Consider the following 19,099-nt stretch of genomic DNA (forward strand, 5'->3'; position numbering starts at 1 on the left):
AGCACTCGCTCCGTTTGCGTATCACCTGAACCGGGGAGGCGCGGCGTATGACCCGCTCTGAAAAGAAAGCCACGACGCACGAACTGACCGACGAACAGCTCAAGCAGATTGTTGCCGAAGCCGACACCGGCGGCCGGAAACCTACCGGCTTTGCAGCGAAACTGCTGCTTGCGGTGGCCTTGGCATGGTCGCTGTTCCAGCTCTGGATTGCGTCGCCGCTGCCATTTTCGTTCGGTATCTTCGTTCTCAACGACACCGAATCGCGCTCCCTGCACCTTGCCTTCGCCGTGTTCATGGCGTTTGCCGCCTACCCGGCATTCAAGCGTTCTCCGCGCGCCTATGTCCCGGTGGTCGACTGGATATTGGCGATCGGAGGCGCATTCTGTGCGTCCTACCTCTTCTTCTACTACGCCGAGCTGTCCGGCCGCCCCGGGCTGCCCACGACGCTCGACCTGGTCGTGGCCGTTGGCGGCATCGTCCTGCTGCTGGAAGCAGCGCGCCGTGCGTTGGGTCTGCCGATGGTCATTCTGGCCGTGGTGTTCCTGGTGTATATCTTCTTCGGCCAGTACATGCCCGATGTCATCGCTCACCGTGGCGCTTCGTTGTCGAAAGGCATGAGCCACATGTGGCTGACGACGGAAGGCGTGTTTGGCGTGGCGCTGGGTGTGTCGGCCAGCTTCATCTTTCTGTTCGTGCTGTTCGGCGCCCTGCTCGAGACCGCCGGCGCGGGCAACTATTTCATCAAGTCGGCCATTGCACTGCTCGGCCACATGCGCGGCGGTCCGGCCAAGGCTGCGGTCGTTGCGTCGGCCTCGACCGGCCTGATCTCGGGATCCTCGATTGCCAACGTGGTCACCACCGGCACCTTCACCATTCCACTGATGAAGAGTGTCGGCTATCGCGCCGACAAGGCCGCCTCGGTCGAAGTCGCCTCGTCCGTCAACGGTCAGCTGATGCCACCGGTCATGGGCGCAGCGGCCTTCCTGATGGTCGAATACGTCGGCATCACCTACGTGGAAGTGATGAAGCACGCCATCGTGCCGGCGCTGATTTCCTATATCGCGCTGTTCTACATCGTTCACCTCGAGGCGATGAAGATGAACCTGCAGGGCCTGCCGCGTCGCGAACCCCTGCCCTGGCAACAGGCCACCGTCACCACGCTGATGACGGTCTCGGGTCTGATCATCCTGTCTGCCATCGTCTATTGGGGCTTCGGATGGCTCAAGACGGTGGTCGGCGAATCCGCCTTCATGATCGTCGGCGCGCTGATGCTCGCCGCCTATGTGGCCATCATCCGCTTTGCCGCCAAGTACCCCGAGCTGCACATGGAGAAGCCGGGCGACAAGATGGAATATCTGCCCGAAATCGGGCCCACGTTGAAGTCGGGTCTGCATTACCTGCTGCCGGTGGCCGCGCTGATCTGGAACCTGATGGTCGAACAGCTGTCTCCGGCGCTCTCGGCATTCTGGGCAACGCTGTTCCTGATCTTCATTCTCGTCACCCAGCGCCCGCTGTTCGCGTTCTTTCGCGGCCAAGGCGATTTTGGCGCTGCCGTCCGACACGGTTTCCAGGATCTGTTCGACGGCCTCGTGACCGGCGCCCGCAACATGATCGGTATCGGCATTGCCACGGCCACCGCCGGCATCATCGTCGGCACCGTCACGCTGACCGGCATCGGCCTGGCGATGACCGAACTGGTCGAGGTCCTGTCGGGCGGCAACCTGATGATCATGCTGTCGCTGGTCGCGGTCATCTGCCTGATCCTGGGCATGGGCCTGCCGACCACTGCAAACTACATCGTGGTATCGACGCTGATGGCGCCGGTCATCGTCGAGCTGGGCGCACAGCAGGGCCTGCTGGTGCCGCTGATTGCAGTCCATCTGTTCGTGTTCTACTTCGGCCTGATGGCCGACGTGACCCCTCCGGTCGGGCTCGCCTCCTACGCTGCCGCCGGCATCGCCAAGAGCGACCCGATCAAGACCGGCTTTACCGCCTTCGGCTACAGCGCGCGTACCGCCATCCTGCCGTTCATGTTCATCTTCAACACGCAGTTGCTGCTGATCGGCATCACCGACGGCATCCACCTCATCCTGACCATCGTCAGTGCCACCATCGCCAGCCTGATGTTTGCGGCGGCCACGCAGGGCTGGTTCGTCACCCGCAACCGGGTACATGAAACGCTGATCCTGCTGCTGGTCACCTTCACCCTGTTCCGCCCGGGCTTCTGGCTCGACATGGTCTATCCGGCCTACGACGAAGTGCCGACCACCGAACTCACCCGACTGATCGAGGAAGCGCCCCCGAAAGGCAACCTGCGTGTATGGGTGAATGGCCTGACGCTCGAGGGCGATGAAGTATCGAAAGGCGTGCTGCTGCCGCTGGGAGAGCCCGGCAAGGCGCGCGAACGCCTGGCGAACATCGGCCTGACGCTGATGACGCTCGGCGATGAGGTTCAGGTGGCCGCGGTGAAGTTCGGCAGCCGGGCCGAAAAGCTCGGGCTAGAACAAGGCTTCAACATCACCTCGATCGAACTGCCGGCAGCCGATCGTCCGGACAAGGAATGGATATTCGTACCCGCCCTGCTGCTGCTGGCAATGGTCTGGCTCATGCAAAAGGCACGCGCGCGCCGCGAACCGCCACGACCGGCTTTCGACCCGAACGCCCACTATTAACCCGGCAATCAATTAGATGACAAATGCTGGGGTGCAGCGCGGTCACTCCCTCCCCTTCAAGGGGGCGAAGCAGGGAATTCGGCGAGCGTCGCTCGCCGCCTGCGAAGCGGCGTAGCGCAGCGGAGACTCCCGGGCTGGGGTGGGGATGGGTTCTCCCTACGCCGCAAATCACCCACCCCCCTCCTAACCTCCCCCTTGAAGGGGGAGGAACGCGGTGCCGACAATGACTTCATCTGTTTCATTGCCGGGTTAATAGGCACGGGGCGCCCATTCAGGGCGCCCTTTTTATTCCGCGCCGAACGCGCGGTGCAATTCAGATCAGCGATGGTCCGCTGACGATCGCGGTCGCGTCGCGTTCATTGATTCTCACGGTCGCATTGGCGAGCACGTGCGCAATCAGCCACTCCTTGAGCCTTTCGACCTCTTCGCCGTCGATCTCGACAAAGCGGCAGCCCGCCTTGCGCAGGCCGCCATCGGTGATCTGGTTGACGACCTCGGCCCGACCTTCGATACGGTCGGGCACGCCTTCGCGCTGGAGCACGAAGGAAAAACTCACCCCTGCGCCCAGATCGGCGGAAACAGGCAGCGAAAATCCCTCGAGCGACAAGTCGTTGAGCGGACGGCGCACGCCATTGACCAAGGCCCAGAAACAGACGTCACCCCGACGCTTCGCGACGAATCGCTGACGCGCCCTGCGCTCTGCCGAGTCCACTTTCGCGGCGGAATTCATGCACATGCTCCAGAGACAGAATGGACGCTATGGTAGCGCAGTCGCGACCGATACATGCGTGAGGAATATCTCACAACGGTAGCCCTCGCGGCTTGCGGCCGGCGTGGGCAAACAGACGGTCATAAAGACCGCGCGGAAGCACCCGTAACAGCTTTGCGACCCAGGCCATCTGCCACGGCGTCACGGCAAAGCGATCTCCACGCTCGATGATCCGCACAATGCGAGCGGCCGCGATGTCGGCCTCGAGCATGAAGGGCATGGGGTAGGTGTTGACGGCCGTCATCGGCGTACGGATGTAGCCTGGCGCTACTGTCACCACCTTCACCCCGCTACCGTGCAGTTCCACCCGCAGACTCTCGAGATAGGCCAGCGCCCCGGCCTTCGATGCACTATAGGCACCGGCGCCCGGAAGCCCCCTGATACCGGCAACGGATGCGATGCCCGCCAACCTGCCGCTGCCGCGTTGACGCATACCTTCGATGAAGGGCTGAAACGTGGCGACCATGCCAATCAGGTTGATCTGCACCAGGCGCGCAAAGGCATCGATATCCTCCGCATGTTCGGTGAGCGTACCCACCGACACACCTGCATTCGCGATCACCACATCGGGAAGGCCAATGTCGTCAACGAAGCTTTTCGCCGCTGCCTGAATCGACTGCGCATTGGCGACATCGGCGACGAAGATCCTGTGCGTTCCCGACAGTTCATCGATAAGTCGCCGCATCGGCGCTTCGCGACGCGCGACCAGTCCAAGCACCGCGCCCTGCCCCGCGTAATGACGCGCGAGCGCGGCACCGAGGCCGCTGGAAGCCCCGGTAATGAAGACGCGCTGCGGCATCGAACGCCTCGCCGACGCGGCGCTCACGCCGCACGTGCTCCGATCAACTGCTGCGCGGCTCTTTACGCACGCGGGCAAGCAGCAGGTCGACCTGCTTCAGCGTCCCTTCGTGGCTGCCGGTCATCGACGCGGAGGTGATGAAGCGGCCATCGACAGCCATCGTCGGCACGCCCTGCAGCTTGTAGTCACGCGCCGACCGATCGGCCTGCTTGAGCATGGACTCGATACCGAAGGACTTGTACGCTGCCATGAACGACTTGGCATCGACGCCGTTCTTTTCAATCCAGCTCCGTACGCCGTCCTCCGTGTGCAGCGGCACTTTGTCGTCCTGCACCGCAGCGAATACCTTCTCGTGCAGCTTGTCGACCTGCCCCGTAATTTCGAGCGTGTAGTACAGCCGCGCGAGCGCCTGAAGCTGCGGATTGCCCCAGATCGCAGGTACGCGAACGAAGTGCACATCCGCCGGCATTTGCTTCTTCCACTGTTCGAGCAGGGGATCGAACGCGCGGCAGTGGGGGCAGCCGTAATGGAAGAACTCGATCACCTCGATCTTGCCCTTCGCCGACGTCGGCACCGCCGGGTCGAGTGTCTGATATGCCGGCCCAGCCGGATTCTGAGCAAGTACATGCCCCGCCGGGCCCACGAGCAGCGCAAGTGCGCCCAGTTGTTGCAGCGCATGACGACGATTCATTGATGACTCCTGTTCGGTTTAGGCAGCTTGAGACGGGATTACGTCGCGTTTCGTTCCATCGGTCGCGAAAAAATCACTGCCCGGCACGCGTCACGGTGGCATTGAACCCGGACGTGGCCAAGCGGCTGCGCACGGGATTCATCTCCTCCGGACTGGCAAAAGGACCAACCCGCACTCGGTGTATGGTTCGGCCGTCGGGCAACTGACCGCGCTGCGAACTCGCCTCGACCCCAGCCAGCGCGAGCCGCGCTTTGAGGTTGTCGGCCTCGGCCGCATTCTCGAACGCACCCAATTGCAGGTACATGCGCTCAGCCGGCTTCTCGTCCACCGCCGCCTTGACCGGTACTTCCGGCGTCTTGGCCTGGGGCGCAGGCACATTGTCCCCCTGCGGCAGGATCTTGTAGAACTCGAAATCCTGCTTGACCACCGGGCGATCGCCCGGCTTGCCCGGCAGAGCCACCGGGGGCTGATTCACCGCGGGCACGCGAGGCGCGACCGGGGCCGACTGAAACGGGTTGGCACGGGTAAAGTACCACGCCGCACCCGCAGCGATCAGCGCCCCCATCATCAGGCCGATGAAGATCCCGATGAGCGTTCCGCCGCCACTGCGTGCCGGCGCGCGGCCGGACTTGCGTGGCGCTGCTTTGCGTTGCTGACTCACTGCGTTCTCCTCGCTTACATCGATTCCGGCGCAGACACACCGAGTACCGTCAGACCACTGACCAGGACCTGGCGAACCGCCTCCGCCAGCGCCAGGCGGGCAAGCTTCAGGGCTTCGTCATCGACCAGCATGCGCTCGGCGTTGTACCAGCTGTGGAAATCCGCAGCGAGATCCTTCAGGTAAAACGCAATCTGGTGCGGCGCGTAGTCTGCCGCGGCCGATTGCACCAGTTCGGGAAAGGTGGATAGCCGCGCACACAGCGCGAGCTCGCGCTCATTCTGCAGCAGACCGAGATCGGCCGCGGCCAGTTCGGCGCGCTCGCCGTCCCACTGGTTGAGCACCGAGCAAAGGCGGGCGTGCGCATACTGCACGTAGTACACCGGGTTCTCGTTGCTCTGGCTCTTGGCCAGATCGAGATCGAAGTCCAGGTGCTGGTCCGACTTACGCAACACGTAGAAGAAGCGGCAGGCATCATTGCCCACCTCCTTGCGCAGTTCGCGCAGGGTCACGAACTCGCCTGACCGGGTCGACATCGACGTCTTCTGGCCGTCGCGATACAGCACCGCGAACTGCACCAGTGCCACGTTAAGCTTCTCCGGCGCCAGACCAAGTGCGGCAATCGCCCCTTTCACCCGCGGGATGTAGCCGTGATGGTCCGCCCCCCAGATATCGATCATCAGATCGAAGCCGCGTTCGTACTTGTTGAGATGGTAGGCAATGTCCGACGCAAAGTAGGTGTAGAGCCCGTTCTCACGCTGCACGACACGGTCCTTCTCGTCGCCGAAGGCGGTAGAGCGGAACCACTTGGCACCGTTCTGCACGTAGATGTGGCCCTGCTTGTCGAGTTGGGAGATCGCGCGCTCGACCAGTCCGGTATCGAACAGGCTCTGCTCCGAAAACCACTTGTCGAAGCGGACACCGAACTCCTGCAGGTCTTCACGTCCGTCGCCAAGCTGCTCATTGAGCGCAAAGCCGTGCACCCAGGGGTAGTCCTCGCCAAGCAACCGTTTCGCATTGGAGATCAGCGCATCGAGGTGCAGCTCGCGCTGCGCCTTGGCTTCGTCGTCCTTGCGCTCTGCGAGCGGCAAACCCGGCGTGCCGGCGGTGAGCTGCGCTGCGGTCACTTTTGCAAAACGGTCCTGATGGGCATTGCGCAATTCACGCGCCATGTCGACCACATAGGCGCCCTGGTAGGCGTTGGGCGGGAAGGCCACCTCGATATCGAACAGGGCCAGATAGCGCAGCCAGGTCGACAGGGCAAGAATGTCCATCTGCCGCCCGGCATCGTTCACGTAGTACTCGCGCGTCACGTCGTAGCCGGCAAAGGCCAGCACGTCCGACAGCGAAGCACCGTAGGCCGCACCGCGACCGTGACCAACGTGCAGCGGACCGGTCGGATTGGCCGAGACGAATTCGACCTGTACCTTCACGTTCTTCGCCGCCCCGCGACCGTAGTTGGCGCCTGCCGCAAGTATCGCGCTCACGACCGCCGTCTTGGCTGCCGACGCGAGGGTGAAATTTATGAAACCGGCCCCGGCAACCTCGGTCTTCGCGACCAGCGGCGAGGTCGGCAACTCGGCCAGCAGTTTCGCCGCCAGATCACGCGGATTGCGTTTCATCGGCTTGGCCAGTTGCAGCGCCAGATTGGTGGCAAAATCGCCATGGCTCGCCTGTTTCGGGCGCTCAAGCAGGATGGGGGTATCGCTCAGATCGGGCGCCACACTCTTGAGGGCGGATTGCAGGAGGCTGGTAATCAGAACTTTGGGGTCGGCGCTCATGACACGTGTAGGGACATCGAAAGGCGTGATTATAGCGGATCGCCCCTCACCTCCCCCGTTCCGCGTGTGAGCGCAGGTTTCCGGTTGCTGCTTCCACCACTTCACCTTTCCCGTTAAAGTCCGGGGTTCTCCCGCAACCGGCTTTCCAAAGTGCGTCTCCTGCGTCTCGCCAAGATCGTTTCCGTCAGCCTGCGTTTCGGTCTCGACCGCATGATTCTCGACACGGATTCGAGCGGCCGCCTGGGCCGCATCTGGCATGTGGTGTTCTTCTGGCGCACCTTCAGCGAGCCACGCGCGGTACGCCTGCGCCAGGCCCTCGAATCGCTCGGCCCAATCTTCGTCAAGTTCGGGCAAATGCTGTCTACCCGGCGCGACCTGCTGCCACCAGACCTGGCCGACGAGCTGGCCAAGTTGCAGGACCGGGTCCCTCCTTTCCCCATCGAACAGGCCCTGGCGCTGCTGCAGACCATGTACGGCAAGCCGGTCGACGAGGTCTTCGGCAACTTCAACCGCACACCGGTGGCGTCCGCATCGGTTGCGCAGGTGCATTTCGCGGAGCTGCCCGACGGCACCGAGGTAGCGGTCAAGATCCTGCGCCCGGGTATCGAACGCGTCATCGCGCATGACCTTGCACTGCTCGAAGTCGCGGCCATGCTACTGGAGAAGATCTGGATCGAAGGGCGCCGCCTGAAGCCACGCGAGGTCGTCGCCGAGTTCACCAAGTACCTCAATGACGAACTCGACCTGATGCGCGAGGCCGCCAACTGTTCGCAGCTGCGGCGCAACTTCAAGGACTCCTCGCTGATGATCGTGCCCGAGGTGTACTGGGACTGGTGCGGTCGCAACGTCATGGTCATGGAGCGCATGCATGGCATCCAGATCTCGCAGATCGAAGCGCTCAAGGCCCAGGGCACGGACTTGCCGGCGCTGTCGCGGGCGGGGGTGGAGATCTTCTTCACCCAGGTCTTCCGCGACGGCTTCTTCCATGCCGACATGCACCCCGGCAACATCTTTGTGCATCGCGACGGCCGCTACATCGCGCTCGACTTCGGCATCATGGGCACGCTCAACGAAGTCGACAAGAGTTACCTAGCGCAGAATTTCCTCGCATTCTTCCAGCGCGACTACCACCGCGTCGCGATGGCACACATCGAAGCCGGCTGGGTTCCTGCAAAAACCCGTGTGGATGAATTCGAAGCGGCCATCCGCACCGTGTGCGAACCCATCTTCGACAAGCCGCTGAAGGACATCTCCTTCGGCAAGACGCTGCTGCGCCTGTTCCAGACCGCACGCCGCTTCGAGATGGAGGTCCAGCCGCAACTGGTGCTGCTGCAAAAGACCTTGCTCAACATCGAAGGACTGGGTCGCCAGCTCGACCCCGAGCTCGACCTGTGGAAGACGGCCAAGCCCTTTCTCGAACGCTGGATGCACGAGCAGATCGGCTGGCGGGCGCTGATCCGCGAGATCAGGACCGAGGCGCCGGGCTGGGCCGGCACCCTGCCGCAACTGCCCCGGCTGATCCACCACACCCTGACCGAAAGCAACAGGCACCAGGCTGTACAGCAGGCGCAATTTGAAAAGCTCGCCCGCCAGCAACGGCGGCAAGGCTGGCTGTTGACCCTGCTGACGCTGCTGTTCTCCGCCATACTCGCGCTGGAAGCCTGGTACGTGCTGTCGGCCTGATGGCACCGCCGTTCGCGCATGGTCTCCCCCGAGTGCGAACGATTCGGCCGGTTTTCCATCCAACGCTGTAACGTCACACAAGCACCCGCCACAGGGGCGGAACGGGAGGTGCCTCATGACGAATACACGCCAATTGCCGGCTGGGCCGCACAGCCGGCTCACCATCATCGGCGCCGCCTCGGCGCTGGGTGCGCCGCACCCGGGCTCCGCCGATGCCGCGGAATTTCTTCGCGCCAACGGGCTTCCGGAACGCCTTGCCGGGACCGGCATCCGCAGCACGTGGGCCGATACCCTGTACCCGACCCGCCCCCTGCCCGAGAACGCCGACATGTCGACACGGATCGCAGCCAATGCGGCGTTTGCGACCCGTCTCGCCGACAGCGTGGCGGCACTCGACCCAACGCTCTTTCCGCTGATCCTGGGCGGCGATCATGCGGTGGCAGTCGGCACCTGGCGAGGCATTGCCAGGCGGGCCGGCGGCGCACCGGGTCTGATCTGGATCGACGCCCACCTCGACAGCCATACCGATGCCTCGACGCATTCGGGCAATATCCATGGCATGCCGCTGGCCGCCCTGCTGGGAGACGGCGACCCCAATCTGGTCGGCGTACCCGGACCGCATCTGGACCCGGCGCGCGTGTGCGTCATCGGCGCGCGGGCGTGGGAGGCCGAGGAACTCGAACGTCTGCAGCAGCTGGGCGTACGCATTTTCGACATGGATGAGGTCCGCAGCCGCGGCTTGCCGGCGGTGTTCTGTGATGCGCTGTCCATCGTCCGTGGCAATGCCAGCCAGCCCGGGTTCGGCATCAGTCTCGATCTCGACGCGCTTGATCCGGGCGCGGTTTCGGCCGTCACCTGCCCGGCAGCGGCCGGCCTCGACCCGCAAGCGCTGGCCCAAGTGCTGCTGAGTCTGCGAACCTGTGGTGACTTCATCGCCATGGAGATCACCGAATACCGCCCCGATCTCGATACCGACCTGCGCAGCGCCGCCTGGGTGGCGGAATTCGCCTGCGCCGCGCTCGGTCCCGGCAGCTACTGGCTGCGCGAGAAGGAGCGCCACTTTGGCGCCGCCAACTATGCGCCGCTGCCCGTGGTTTTCAACCGCGGCGAGGGCGTCTGGCTGTGGGATGTGGAGGGACGACGCTACCTCGACATGATGAGCGCCTATTCGGCGGTGAGTTTCGGCCACGCCCATCCACGCCTGCTGCGGGCACTCGGGGACCAGGCGCAGCGCCTTGCGCTGACCTCACGCGCGTTTTCCAATGACCGTCTGCCACTCTTCCTGGAACGCCTGTGCGGCCTGTTCGGCTACGAGCGCGCCCTCCCGGTCAATACCGGCCTCGAAGCCGTGGAGACCGCGCTCAAGGCTGCGCGCAAATGGGCCTACAAGGTCAAGGGCGTCGCACCCGACAAGGCCGAGATCATCGCCTGCGACGGCAACTTCCATGGTCGCTCGATCACCATCGTCGGATTGTCGTCGAATGCGCAGTATCGTGACGGATTCGGCCCCTTCCCGGCGGGTCTGCGCCGCATTCCGTTCGGCGATTCAGAGGCGCTCGAGGCAGCCATCACGCCGGACACGGCGGCGTTCCTGGTCGAACCCATCCAGGGCGAGGGTGGCATCATCGTTCCGCCGCCGGGCTACCTAGCGCGATGTGCGGCGATCTGTCGTCGCCACGATGTGCTGCTGATCGCCGACGAGGTGCAGACCGGGCTCGGCCGCACCGGCCGCCTGCTCGCCTGTGACCACGACGGCGTCCGCGCGGACGGCCTGATCCTGGGCAAGGCGCTGGGCGGCGGCCTGCTGCCGGTGTCCGCCTTCCTCGCCGACCGCCGGGTCATGGACGTCTTCCACCCCGGCGACCACGGCTCCACCTTCGGCGGCAATCCGCTCGGCGCGGCGGTGGCGATCGAAGTGCTGGCATTGTTGGCCGAAGACCGACCGTGGGAACACGCGGAGCGCCTCGGCGAGCAACTCCGTGCCCGCCTCACCGACGCGGACCTGGCCTGCATCCGCGAGATCCGTGGCCGCGGGCTGCTGATCGGCATTGCCCTCGATCCGGCATACGCCGACGCCGCACAGGTCGCGGAAACGCTCCTGTCGCGCGGCATCGCCACCCGCGACACGACCGGCAACGTCATCCGCCTGGCACCGCCACTTGTGATTGACGGCGCCACGCTCGACAACGCGGCAGACACCGTCATCAGTACCCTTTCGGCCTTCAGCGACGAACGTCCGGCACACGCACGAAAGTCGGCCTGACGGTGGTCAGGCATCACCGTACCTGACCAACCCGCTTGCGTTTGACCCGGGTCAAAGCACCCGGGCCGGGGGGCCACTAAGGTGGCGGGGCTTCAAATCCGCCACCCGGGTGCCCTCCAATGAATTCGTCCCAGATCGAGCTCGTCTGCCCTGCCGGCAGTCTGCCTGCGCTCAAGACCGCCATCGACAACGGCGCAAACTGCGTCTACCTAGGCTTCAAGGACGCCACCAACGCGCGCAACTTCACCGGACTCAATTTCGATCCCAAGCAGATGCGTGACGGCATTGCCTATGCACACCAGCGCGGCGGCAAGGTGCTGCTCGCACTCAACACCTATCCACAGGCCGACAACTGGTCGAGCTGGACCGCAGCGGTGGACCGCGCGGCCGAGATGGGGATCGACGCGGTCATCCTCGCCGACCCCGGCCTCATGGCCTACGCGGCCAGGACCCATCCCCAGCTGCGCCTGCATCTGTCGGTGCAGGGCTCGGCCACCAGCTACGAAGCGATCAACTTCTACCACGAACGCTTCGGCATCCAGCGCGCGGTGCTGCCGCGGGTGCTGTCGCTGCCGCAGGTGGAGCACGTCATTGCCAACACCCCGGTCGAGATCGAGGTATTCGGTTTTGGCGGCCTGTGCGTGATGGTCGAGGGACGTTGCGCGCTGTCCGCCTACGCCACCGGCGAATCGCCCAACTGCAACGGCGCCTGCTCGCCCGGCAAGCATGTGCGCTGGGAACAGACACCCAAGGGCATGGAAACCCGCCTCAACGGCATCCTCATCGACCGCTTCGCCGACGGTGAGCGGGCCGGCTACCCGACATTGTGCAAGGGCCGCTTCGAGGTCAACGACGAGACCTATTACGCGATCGAGGAGCCGACCAGTCTGAACACGCTGGAACTGCTGCCCGAACTCGCCCGCATCGGCGTGCGTGCGATCAAGATCGAAGGCCGCCAGCGCAGCCCGGCCTACGTCACCCAGGTCACCAAGGTATGGCGCGCAGCGCTCGATCAGGTCATGCGTGCGCCCGAAGCATTCAAGGCCCTGCCGGCCTGGATGGCCGATCTCAATAAGGTGTCCGAGGGCCAGAGCCATACCCTCGGCGCTTACTACCGTCCGTGGAAATGATCCCGATGAAACTCTCCCTAGGCCCCCTGCTGTACTACTGGCCCCGCCAGAGCGTGCTCGACTTCTACGCCGACATCGCCGACAGCTCGGTAGACATCGTGCATCTGGGCGAAACCGTGTGCTCGCGTCGCCACGAACTGCGTCTGGACGACTGGCTCGAGGTCGCGGCCATGCTCGCCGATGCCGGCAAGGAGGCAGTGCTCTGCACCCAGTCGCTGATCGAATCCGAATCCGACCTCAAGCCCCTGCGCCGACTGTGCGCGCAGACACGTTTCCGCGTCGAGGCCAACGACATGGGCGCGGTGCGGCTGCTCGCCGAAGCCGGCCGTCGCGACTGGATCGCCGGCCCCACACTGAATATCTTCAACCCGCACACCCTCGATCTGATGGTTGATGCCGGCGCAACGCGCTGGGTGGTGGCACCGGAGATGTCAGGCAGTCAGCTCACGGGATTGCGCAACGCCCGGCCAAGCGCAATCGAGACCGAAGTGTTCGTCTACGGCCGCCTGCCGCTGGCACACTCCGCACGCTGCTTCACCGCGCGTCACTACAACCTGCAGAAGGACACCTGCGAGTTCCGCTGCCTCGGCATCAGCGACGGACTGCGCCTGAGCACCCGCGACGGCGAGCCCTTCCTCACCCTCAACGGCGTACAGACGCAGTCGGCACGGGTGCATAACCTGCTCGCCGACCTGCCTTCGCTGGCGAACAGCGCCGAGATCCTGCGCATCAGCCCACAAGGCAGCCACACCCGCGAGATCGTCGAACTCTTCCGCGCCGCCCTCGACGCCCGTCAAACACCAAAGACCGCTTTCGACGCCAGCCTGACACTGATGCCCGACGCTCCCTGCAACGGCTTCTGGCATGGCAAGCCGGGCGTCGATCAATTGGTCAGTGCCTGAAGGAAATATCCGTGACTCGCACCCCTGCGTTTCCCGTCCCCCGTCTCTCCCATCTGCTGCCCGGCAGCCTGCGGCAGCGCATCGCGCATCGCCTCGGCGAACTCAAGCTGCCGGCCTTTACCCTGCCGGCAACGCTCGCACGCGTCGTCGCCCGGCTGCCGCAGCAGCCGCCGGCGCAGGCGCTCGTCGGCGCACTCAACCTCGCGCTCGATCGTGTTCTGCCCCGCGACCAACTCGAGCCACTGATCGGACGCAAGCTGCGCATGCGCGTGAGCGATGCCGGACTGACCCTGGACTTCACTTTCGACGAGCGTGGATTTCATCGCGGCAAAGGCATCTCGACGCCGGACCTCACCCTGTCGGCAACGGCCCGCGACTACCTCGCGCTGGCCTTGCGCGAGGAAGATGCAGACACCCTGTTCTTCAGTCGTCGTCTCATCATGGAAGGCGACACCGACCTCGGCCTCCTGGTCAAGAACACGCTGGATGCAGTGGACTGGGACGCGCTGCTGGGTCGGCGCGGCTGAGGCGGGTGTCGGTGGTAAGCAAACGCGCCACCGACATCCGCCGCCCTGATTTAGTGCATACAAATTATTGATTAATATGCGCTTGTCTGGTCACGAGGGCTGCATCAGAATCGCGCCTGATTTTTTCCCGGATCTATTGCGCGATGCCGTATCAAGACAACAGCACACAGCCCTTCTTCCCCACACCCGTCCAGATCGGCGGGACTCACCGCTATGTCGTCAATGGCGATGAGGTGACCCTCGAAGCCGAGCTTCATGTGGTCGATCCTGTCGCAGCCGGCTATCTGAACTGGAGCCTGCAACTATGGGCGGATGAGGTGCTGGTTGCCGATGCCTTCTTCGGCGCGCTCTATCCGGATTCATTCGGTATTGCACGGGTCGGCGCAACGACGGCTGCAAACCTGCCTGCGGGCACCGGTGAACACAGGATGACGCTGGCGCTTGCCGGCGACGATGGCGCCGGCCTGCAGCGTTTCGACGCGGTCTCCTACCCACGCCACGAACACTTCCCGCTGCCGCGAATCGAGGGCGCGGTAGCTTACCGGTTCGAAGAGGATCACACCGAAATCAGCGCCGAAAGTGTCCGCAACCCGCGCCCGGCCGACAACATGAGCGGCTCGCTGGTGCTCGAACTGTGGGCCTTGCCGGCCGCATACCAGGGCGGCGCCTTCAGCGGCATACTGATCGGGAGCGAGTTCATCGGCGCACTGGCCGGGCAGTCGCAGTGGAACAACATCTGCGCGCGCCTGCCCGCCTGCGAACTGCCCGAAGGCCGCTGGCATCTGGTGCTGATGCTGCGCGAATGGGTCGGCCATACCTACCTCACCCGCGACTATCGCAACTTCGCACTCATGGTCGATGGCCCACTGCCCGCGCCAAAGGCCGCGCCCGCAGTGGACGTCGCGGCACAGCCCACGACAGTCGATGAAACTGTTGCTGCATCGACAGAGGCTGCGGAAGCGAAAGCCGACCTGAAGCCTGCGACGAAGGCCGCCCCGAAGGCGGCAGTGAAGAAAAAGACAGCGGCCGCTGCCTCCGCAACCACTGCGGCAGCCCCTGTCACCGCGGCCAAACGCAACGCCAAGCAGTCGACACCGGCGCACAAGCTGGCCCGGGTTTCGGTGAATATGGCGAGCGTCAGCGACCTGAGTGCCGTGCGCGGCGTCAACAGCGCCACCGCAGAAGGCATCGTCGCCGGACGTCCGTGGAAGTCGCTGGACGACCTGATCGCAGTCAAGGGCATCGGTAGCAAGTCCCTCGACAAGCTCAAACCCCTGCTCAAGCTCTGAGGGGAAGGGCGGGCACACAGGGCGGCGCCCGCCGCACAAGACCACCCGGCCTGAGAATGGCGGAGCTCGCTGCAGGGCAATGCGACGGGCACGAAAGCTGCGTCGGCACCATATCAATCTCTCGCAGCGAACCGCCATGAACAAGCTCGACAGCGCCCTGCTCGCCATCCTGATCAAGGATGCACGCGCCTCATTTGCCGACATTGCCAGACAGCTCGGCATCTCACGCGCTCATGCCCGCACGCGGGTGCAGGCCCTGGTCGAGAGCGGTGTCATCGAACAGTTTTCGGCAGTGGTCAATCCCGAGAAACTGGGCAAGGTGGTGTCCACCTTCATCGACCTCAAGGTGACCCCGGCACGACTGGAGCCAATCGCCGACGAACTGGCCAGCTGTCCCGAAGTGGTCAGTCTCTACATCATGAGCGACCTGCAGAGCCTGCACATTCACACCCTGACCGACAGTTACGAAACCTTCGACGCCTTCGTCCGCCTGCGCATCTTCAACCGCCCCGAGATTCTCTCCGTCGATTGCAAGACCCTGATGTCGCGCGTCAAGAATCGTCGCGGCGGCGCCCGCCTGTAGCCCTTCTCGGCGGCAAGGGGGCAGCCGCTTTCGCCCATTTATGGTGCAGAAAGGCCAGCGCAGTGCATCCAAGCCATTCGACACGCTGCGCTGCCGATGCGTCGACATCCGGTGCCAAATGATCTTTCGCGCCTTCCGAATGTAATCCGACAGGCCTCGAGCCGGTCACTTGTATACCTGCCAGTTTCATCCCGCGCCCCACTTTGTGCATCGCACCACGCCTGCAGACCCATCCACCCACATCGATTAAGCCATACAAAACAATCTCTTATAAATAAATCTGAACTGGCACGGCCATTGCTAAACCTGTCTCGAGTCACATTACAAATGGCACCTCACCAAGGTGCCCACTCGAAATCCCAACAGGAGCACCTAGCCATGACCCTGAATCGCCGCAAGTTCCTCACCGGTGCAGCCGTCTCCGGCGCCATCCTCGGCGCACCTGCCATTGCCAGCGCACAATCGAAAGCCACCTTCAACTGGAAGATGACCAATGCCTATGGCCCGGGGTCGCCCTTCTATGTTCAGGGACCGGGCAGCCCGACCGACTTCTGCAAGAAGGTCGAGGAGATGTCCGGCGGACGCATGAAGATCCAGCACTTCGCCGCCGGCGAACTGATTCCCGCACTCGAGGGCTTCGACGCCGTGTCCAAGGGCATGGTCGAGATGAACGCTGCCAACGCCTATTTCTGGGCCGGCAAGATTCCCGCCGCACAGTATTTCACCACCGTCCCCTTCGGCATGAACACCCAGGGCATGAACGCCTGGATGTATCACGGCGGCGGCATTGACCTGTGGAACGAGCTCTACGCTGCGCACGGACTCGTTGCCATGCCCATGGGCAACACCGGCACCCAGATGACGGGCTGGTTCCGCAAACCCATCGAAAAAGTGGCCGACCTCGACGGTCTCAAGATGCGCATCCCCGGCCTCGCCGGCAAGGTGTATGCCCAGCTCGGTGTGGCCGTGCGTCTGCTCCCGGGTGGCGAGATCTTCCCCGCACTCGAACGGGGGGTGATTGACGCCGCCGAATTCGTGGGGCCCTACCAGGACCGGCGCATGGGCCTGCACAAAGCAGCCAAGAACTACTACACCACCGGCTGGCACGAACCCACCAACGTCACCGAGCTGATGATCAACAAGAAGGCTTGGGAAAGCCTGCCCAAGGACTTGCAGGCCATCGTCAAGGCCGCCGCCGCGGCCTGCAACGTCGAGAGCCACGCCTGGTGCGAATCGGTGAATGCCGACGCGCTCACCGACCTCGTCACCAACCAGGGCGTGATCGCGCGCCCCCTGCCCAACGACGTCATCCTCAAACTGAAGGAAGTCACTGCCGACACGCTGGAGAGCCTGGCCAAGGCCGACCCCGACACGCGCAAGGTACACGACGCCTTCATGGCCTTCCGCAAGAAACACGAGTCGTGGGCCGCCGTCAGCGAAAAGGCCTTCCTGTCGCTGTAAGCATGCTCCGGAGATTCTGATGAACAAGCTGCTGAAGCCGCTCGAACTCGCAATTGTCGGGTTCGGGTGGGTGGCACGGGCTGCGGTCCTGACGCTGGTGTTGATGGTCGCATGCAACGTGTTGCTGCGCTACGTCTTCTCGTGGAGCCCGGTCGCAGCGCAGGAGCTCGAGTGGCACCTGATCTCGCCAATCGCACTGCTCGGCATGGCCTACGCCGTCTACCACCGCGCGGACGTCCGGGTGGATTTCATCTACGACCGACTCGGCGCCAGAAGCCAGGCCGCGATCGACCTTGTCAGCGGGCTGCTCACGCTCGCTATCGGCGTGATCATCGCCTGGCTGGCAGTGCCCTACGTGATGCAGGCGTACGACATCGGTGAGATCTCACCCGACCCTGGCGGGCTTCCGATGCGCTATCTGGTCAAGGCCTTCATCCCGCTCGGCTTCTCGTTGCTTGCCATTCAGGGTCTCATCGACACGCTGCGCGCCGCCGCGACGCTGATCAGCGGTGCGCCGCACATCCCGCACGACTCGCTGGAAATACGTACATGAGCCCCAACGAATGGATTGCGCTCGGTCTCATCGGCGGCTTCCTGGCGCTGATGATGATCGGCATACCGGTGGCCATCGCCCTCGCGGTATCGGGCTTCGTCGCCGGTTATATCGGCTTCGGCGACATGCTGTTCTCACTGCTGCCGGCACGCCTGTTCGGCGTCGTCACCAACTACACCATGCTGGCGATTCCGCTGTTCGTTTTCATGGGCGTGATGCTGGAGAAATCCCGCGTCGCAGAGGACATGCTCGAGACTATCGGCCGCGCCATGGGCGGACTCAACGGCGGCATGGGTATCGCGATCATCCTGGTCGGCGTGCTGATGGGCGCCTCGACCGGCATCGTCGGCGCCACCGTGGTCACCGTCGCCATGCTCACCCTGCCGACCCTGATGCGGCGCGGCTACAAGCCCAGCATTGCCTGCGGCACGATCTGCGCTTCCGGCACGCTGGGCCAGATCATCCCGCCCAGCCTGGTGCTGATCCTGCTCGCCGAGATCGTCGGCGAATCGGTCGGCACCCTGTTTGCCGCGGCCTTCGTGCCGGGTCTGGTGCTGGCGCTGGTGTATGTGCTCTACCTGCTGGTGCTGGGCAAGCTGCGCCCATCGTGGGTACCGGCAATTCCGGCGGAGGAGCGCGCCCGTGCCATACCCGGCTCGCTGCCGCGCGACCTGCTGCGCTCGGTACTGCCGCCACTGCTGCTCGTCATCGCCGTGCTGGGCTCCATCATCGGAGGCATTGCCGCACCAACCGAGGCGGCTTCGATGGGTGCGCTGGGCAGTGCGCTGATCGCGCTGCTCGCACGTCGCATGAACTGGACGCTGATGCGCGAGACCCTTCACGGCACGCTGACGATCACCGCCATGGTGTTCTTCATCCTGTTGTGTGCGCAGCCTTTCTCGCTGGCCTTCCGCGGGCTCGGCGGCGAACAGATGGTGCACGACCTCTTCTCCCTTCTTCCCGGCGGCGAGCTCGGCGCACTGCTCTTTCTGATGGTTCTGCTGTTCGTGCTCGGCTTCTTCCTGGAGTGGATCGAGATCTCCTACATCGCACTGCCGATGTTCCTCCCGGTGTTCCAGAATTACGGCACCGACATGGTGTGGCTGGCCACCCTGGTGGCGATGAATCTGCAGATGTCCTTCCTCACGCCGCCTTTCGGCTGGGCGCTGTTCTTCCTCAAGGGCGTGGCGCCACCGGGCATTACCACGCGCGACATCTATGTCGGCGCCCTGCCCTTCGTGCTGCTGCAGATGCTCGCAGTCGCCCTCATTTTCATCTTTCCCGGCATCGCCACCTGGCTGCCCAAATTCATCGGCTGGTAAGCCTCCGGAGCGAACA

The 19,099-nt window shown here is 64.0% G+C and carries 16 protein-coding genes; 11 read left to right on the forward strand and 5 right to left on the reverse strand.

The genetic code is table 11. The features are described from left to right. Window positions 1-47: 47 nt before the first annotated feature. Entirely contained in the window at window positions 48-2,672 is a 2,625-nt protein-coding gene (locus J5J83_RS12805) for a TRAP transporter permease (RefSeq protein ID WP_212349689.1), read from the forward strand. A gap of 313 nt (window positions 2,673-2,985) precedes the next feature. Here the strand turns inward: J5J83_RS12805 and J5J83_RS12810 are convergent, their stop codons facing one another. The 5 genes from J5J83_RS12810 to argS all read right to left on the reverse strand — a co-directional run bounded on the left by J5J83_RS12810 (window position 2,986) and on the right by argS (window position 7,370). After that, the gene (locus J5J83_RS12810) at window positions 2,986-3,402 is read right to left on the reverse strand and encodes a PilZ domain-containing protein (protein ID WP_249115708.1); all 417 of its coding nucleotides are present in this window, start codon (window positions 3,400-3,402) and stop codon (window positions 2,986-2,988) included. A gap of 70 nt (window positions 3,403-3,472) precedes the next feature. Then, window positions 3,473-4,267 (reverse strand): SDR family oxidoreductase, encoded by a 795-nt coding sequence (locus tag J5J83_RS12815; protein ID WP_349251891.1) that lies wholly within the window; start codon window positions 4,265-4,267, stop codon window positions 3,473-3,475. A 16-nt stretch (window positions 4,268-4,283) separates the two neighbouring features. Beyond that, window positions 4,284-4,931, reverse strand: a complete 648-nt coding sequence (locus J5J83_RS12820) for a thiol:disulfide interchange protein DsbA/DsbL (RefSeq protein WP_212349693.1) — start codon at window positions 4,929-4,931, stop codon at window positions 4,284-4,286. 73 nt (window positions 4,932-5,004) lie between these two features. After that, complete coding sequence (locus J5J83_RS12825) at window positions 5,005-5,592, reverse strand: SPOR domain-containing protein (protein ID WP_212349695.1); 588 nt, start codon at window positions 5,590-5,592, stop codon at window positions 5,005-5,007. 14 nt (window positions 5,593-5,606) lie between these two features. Beyond that, window positions 5,607-7,370, reverse strand: a complete 1,764-nt coding sequence (gene argS, locus J5J83_RS12830) for an arginine--tRNA ligase (RefSeq protein WP_212349697.1) — start codon at window positions 7,368-7,370, stop codon at window positions 5,607-5,609. Window positions 7,371-7,520: 150 nt separating this feature from the next. Between argS and ubiB the strand changes: the two genes are divergently transcribed. From ubiB to J5J83_RS12880, 10 genes are all read left to right on the forward strand, one after another. After that, window positions 7,521-9,053 (forward strand): ubiquinone biosynthesis regulatory protein kinase UbiB, encoded by a 1,533-nt coding sequence (gene ubiB, locus J5J83_RS12835; RefSeq protein ID WP_212349699.1) that lies wholly within the window; start codon window positions 7,521-7,523, stop codon window positions 9,051-9,053. Window positions 9,054-9,168: 115 nt separating this feature from the next. Beyond that, entirely contained in the window at window positions 9,169-11,316 is a 2,148-nt protein-coding gene (gene rocD / locus J5J83_RS23145) for an ornithine--oxo-acid transaminase (protein ID WP_212349701.1), read from the forward strand. Window positions 11,317-11,435: 119 nt separating this feature from the next. Beyond that, on the forward strand, window positions 11,436-12,446 hold the full coding sequence (locus J5J83_RS12845; protein WP_212349703.1) for a peptidase U32 family protein: 1,011 nt from the start codon (window positions 11,436-11,438) through the stop codon (window positions 12,444-12,446). Window positions 12,447-12,451: 5 nt separating this feature from the next. Continuing rightward, window positions 12,452-13,348 (forward strand): U32 family peptidase, encoded by an 897-nt coding sequence (locus J5J83_RS12850; RefSeq protein ID WP_212349705.1) that lies wholly within the window; start codon window positions 12,452-12,454, stop codon window positions 13,346-13,348. 11 nt (window positions 13,349-13,359) lie between these two features. Beyond that, window positions 13,360-13,875: an SCP2 sterol-binding domain-containing protein gene (locus J5J83_RS12855; RefSeq protein WP_212349707.1), complete on the forward strand. Its 516-nt coding sequence runs from the start codon at window positions 13,360-13,362 to the stop codon at window positions 13,873-13,875. A gap of 143 nt (window positions 13,876-14,018) precedes the next feature. Continuing rightward, window positions 14,019-15,164 (forward strand): helix-hairpin-helix domain-containing protein, encoded by a 1,146-nt coding sequence (locus J5J83_RS12860; protein WP_212349709.1) that lies wholly within the window; start codon window positions 14,019-14,021, stop codon window positions 15,162-15,164. Window positions 15,165-15,300: 136 nt separating this feature from the next. Further along, window positions 15,301-15,747: an Lrp/AsnC family transcriptional regulator gene (locus J5J83_RS12865; protein WP_212349711.1), complete on the forward strand. Its 447-nt coding sequence runs from the start codon at window positions 15,301-15,303 to the stop codon at window positions 15,745-15,747. A gap of 378 nt (window positions 15,748-16,125) precedes the next feature. Further along, the gene (dctP, locus tag J5J83_RS12870) at window positions 16,126-17,208 is read left to right on the forward strand and encodes a TRAP transporter substrate-binding protein DctP (protein ID WP_212349713.1); all 1,083 of its coding nucleotides are present in this window, start codon (window positions 16,126-16,128) and stop codon (window positions 17,206-17,208) included. Between the two features lie 19 nt (window positions 17,209-17,227). After that, the gene (locus J5J83_RS12875; RefSeq protein WP_212349715.1) at window positions 17,228-17,761 is read left to right on the forward strand and encodes a TRAP transporter small permease subunit; all 534 of its coding nucleotides are present in this window, start codon (window positions 17,228-17,230) and stop codon (window positions 17,759-17,761) included. Continuing rightward, on the forward strand, window positions 17,758-19,083 hold the full coding sequence (locus J5J83_RS12880) for a TRAP transporter large permease subunit (protein WP_212349717.1): 1,326 nt from the start codon (window positions 17,758-17,760) through the stop codon (window positions 19,081-19,083). Before J5J83_RS12875 ends, J5J83_RS12880 begins: the two co-directional genes overlap by 4 nt. Window positions 19,084-19,099: the final 16 nt, after the last annotated feature.

The sequence above is a fragment of the Azoarcus sp. L1K30 genome, assembly GCF_018122735.1.
GTDB lineage: Bacteria > Pseudomonadota > Gammaproteobacteria > Burkholderiales > Rhodocyclaceae > Parazoarcus.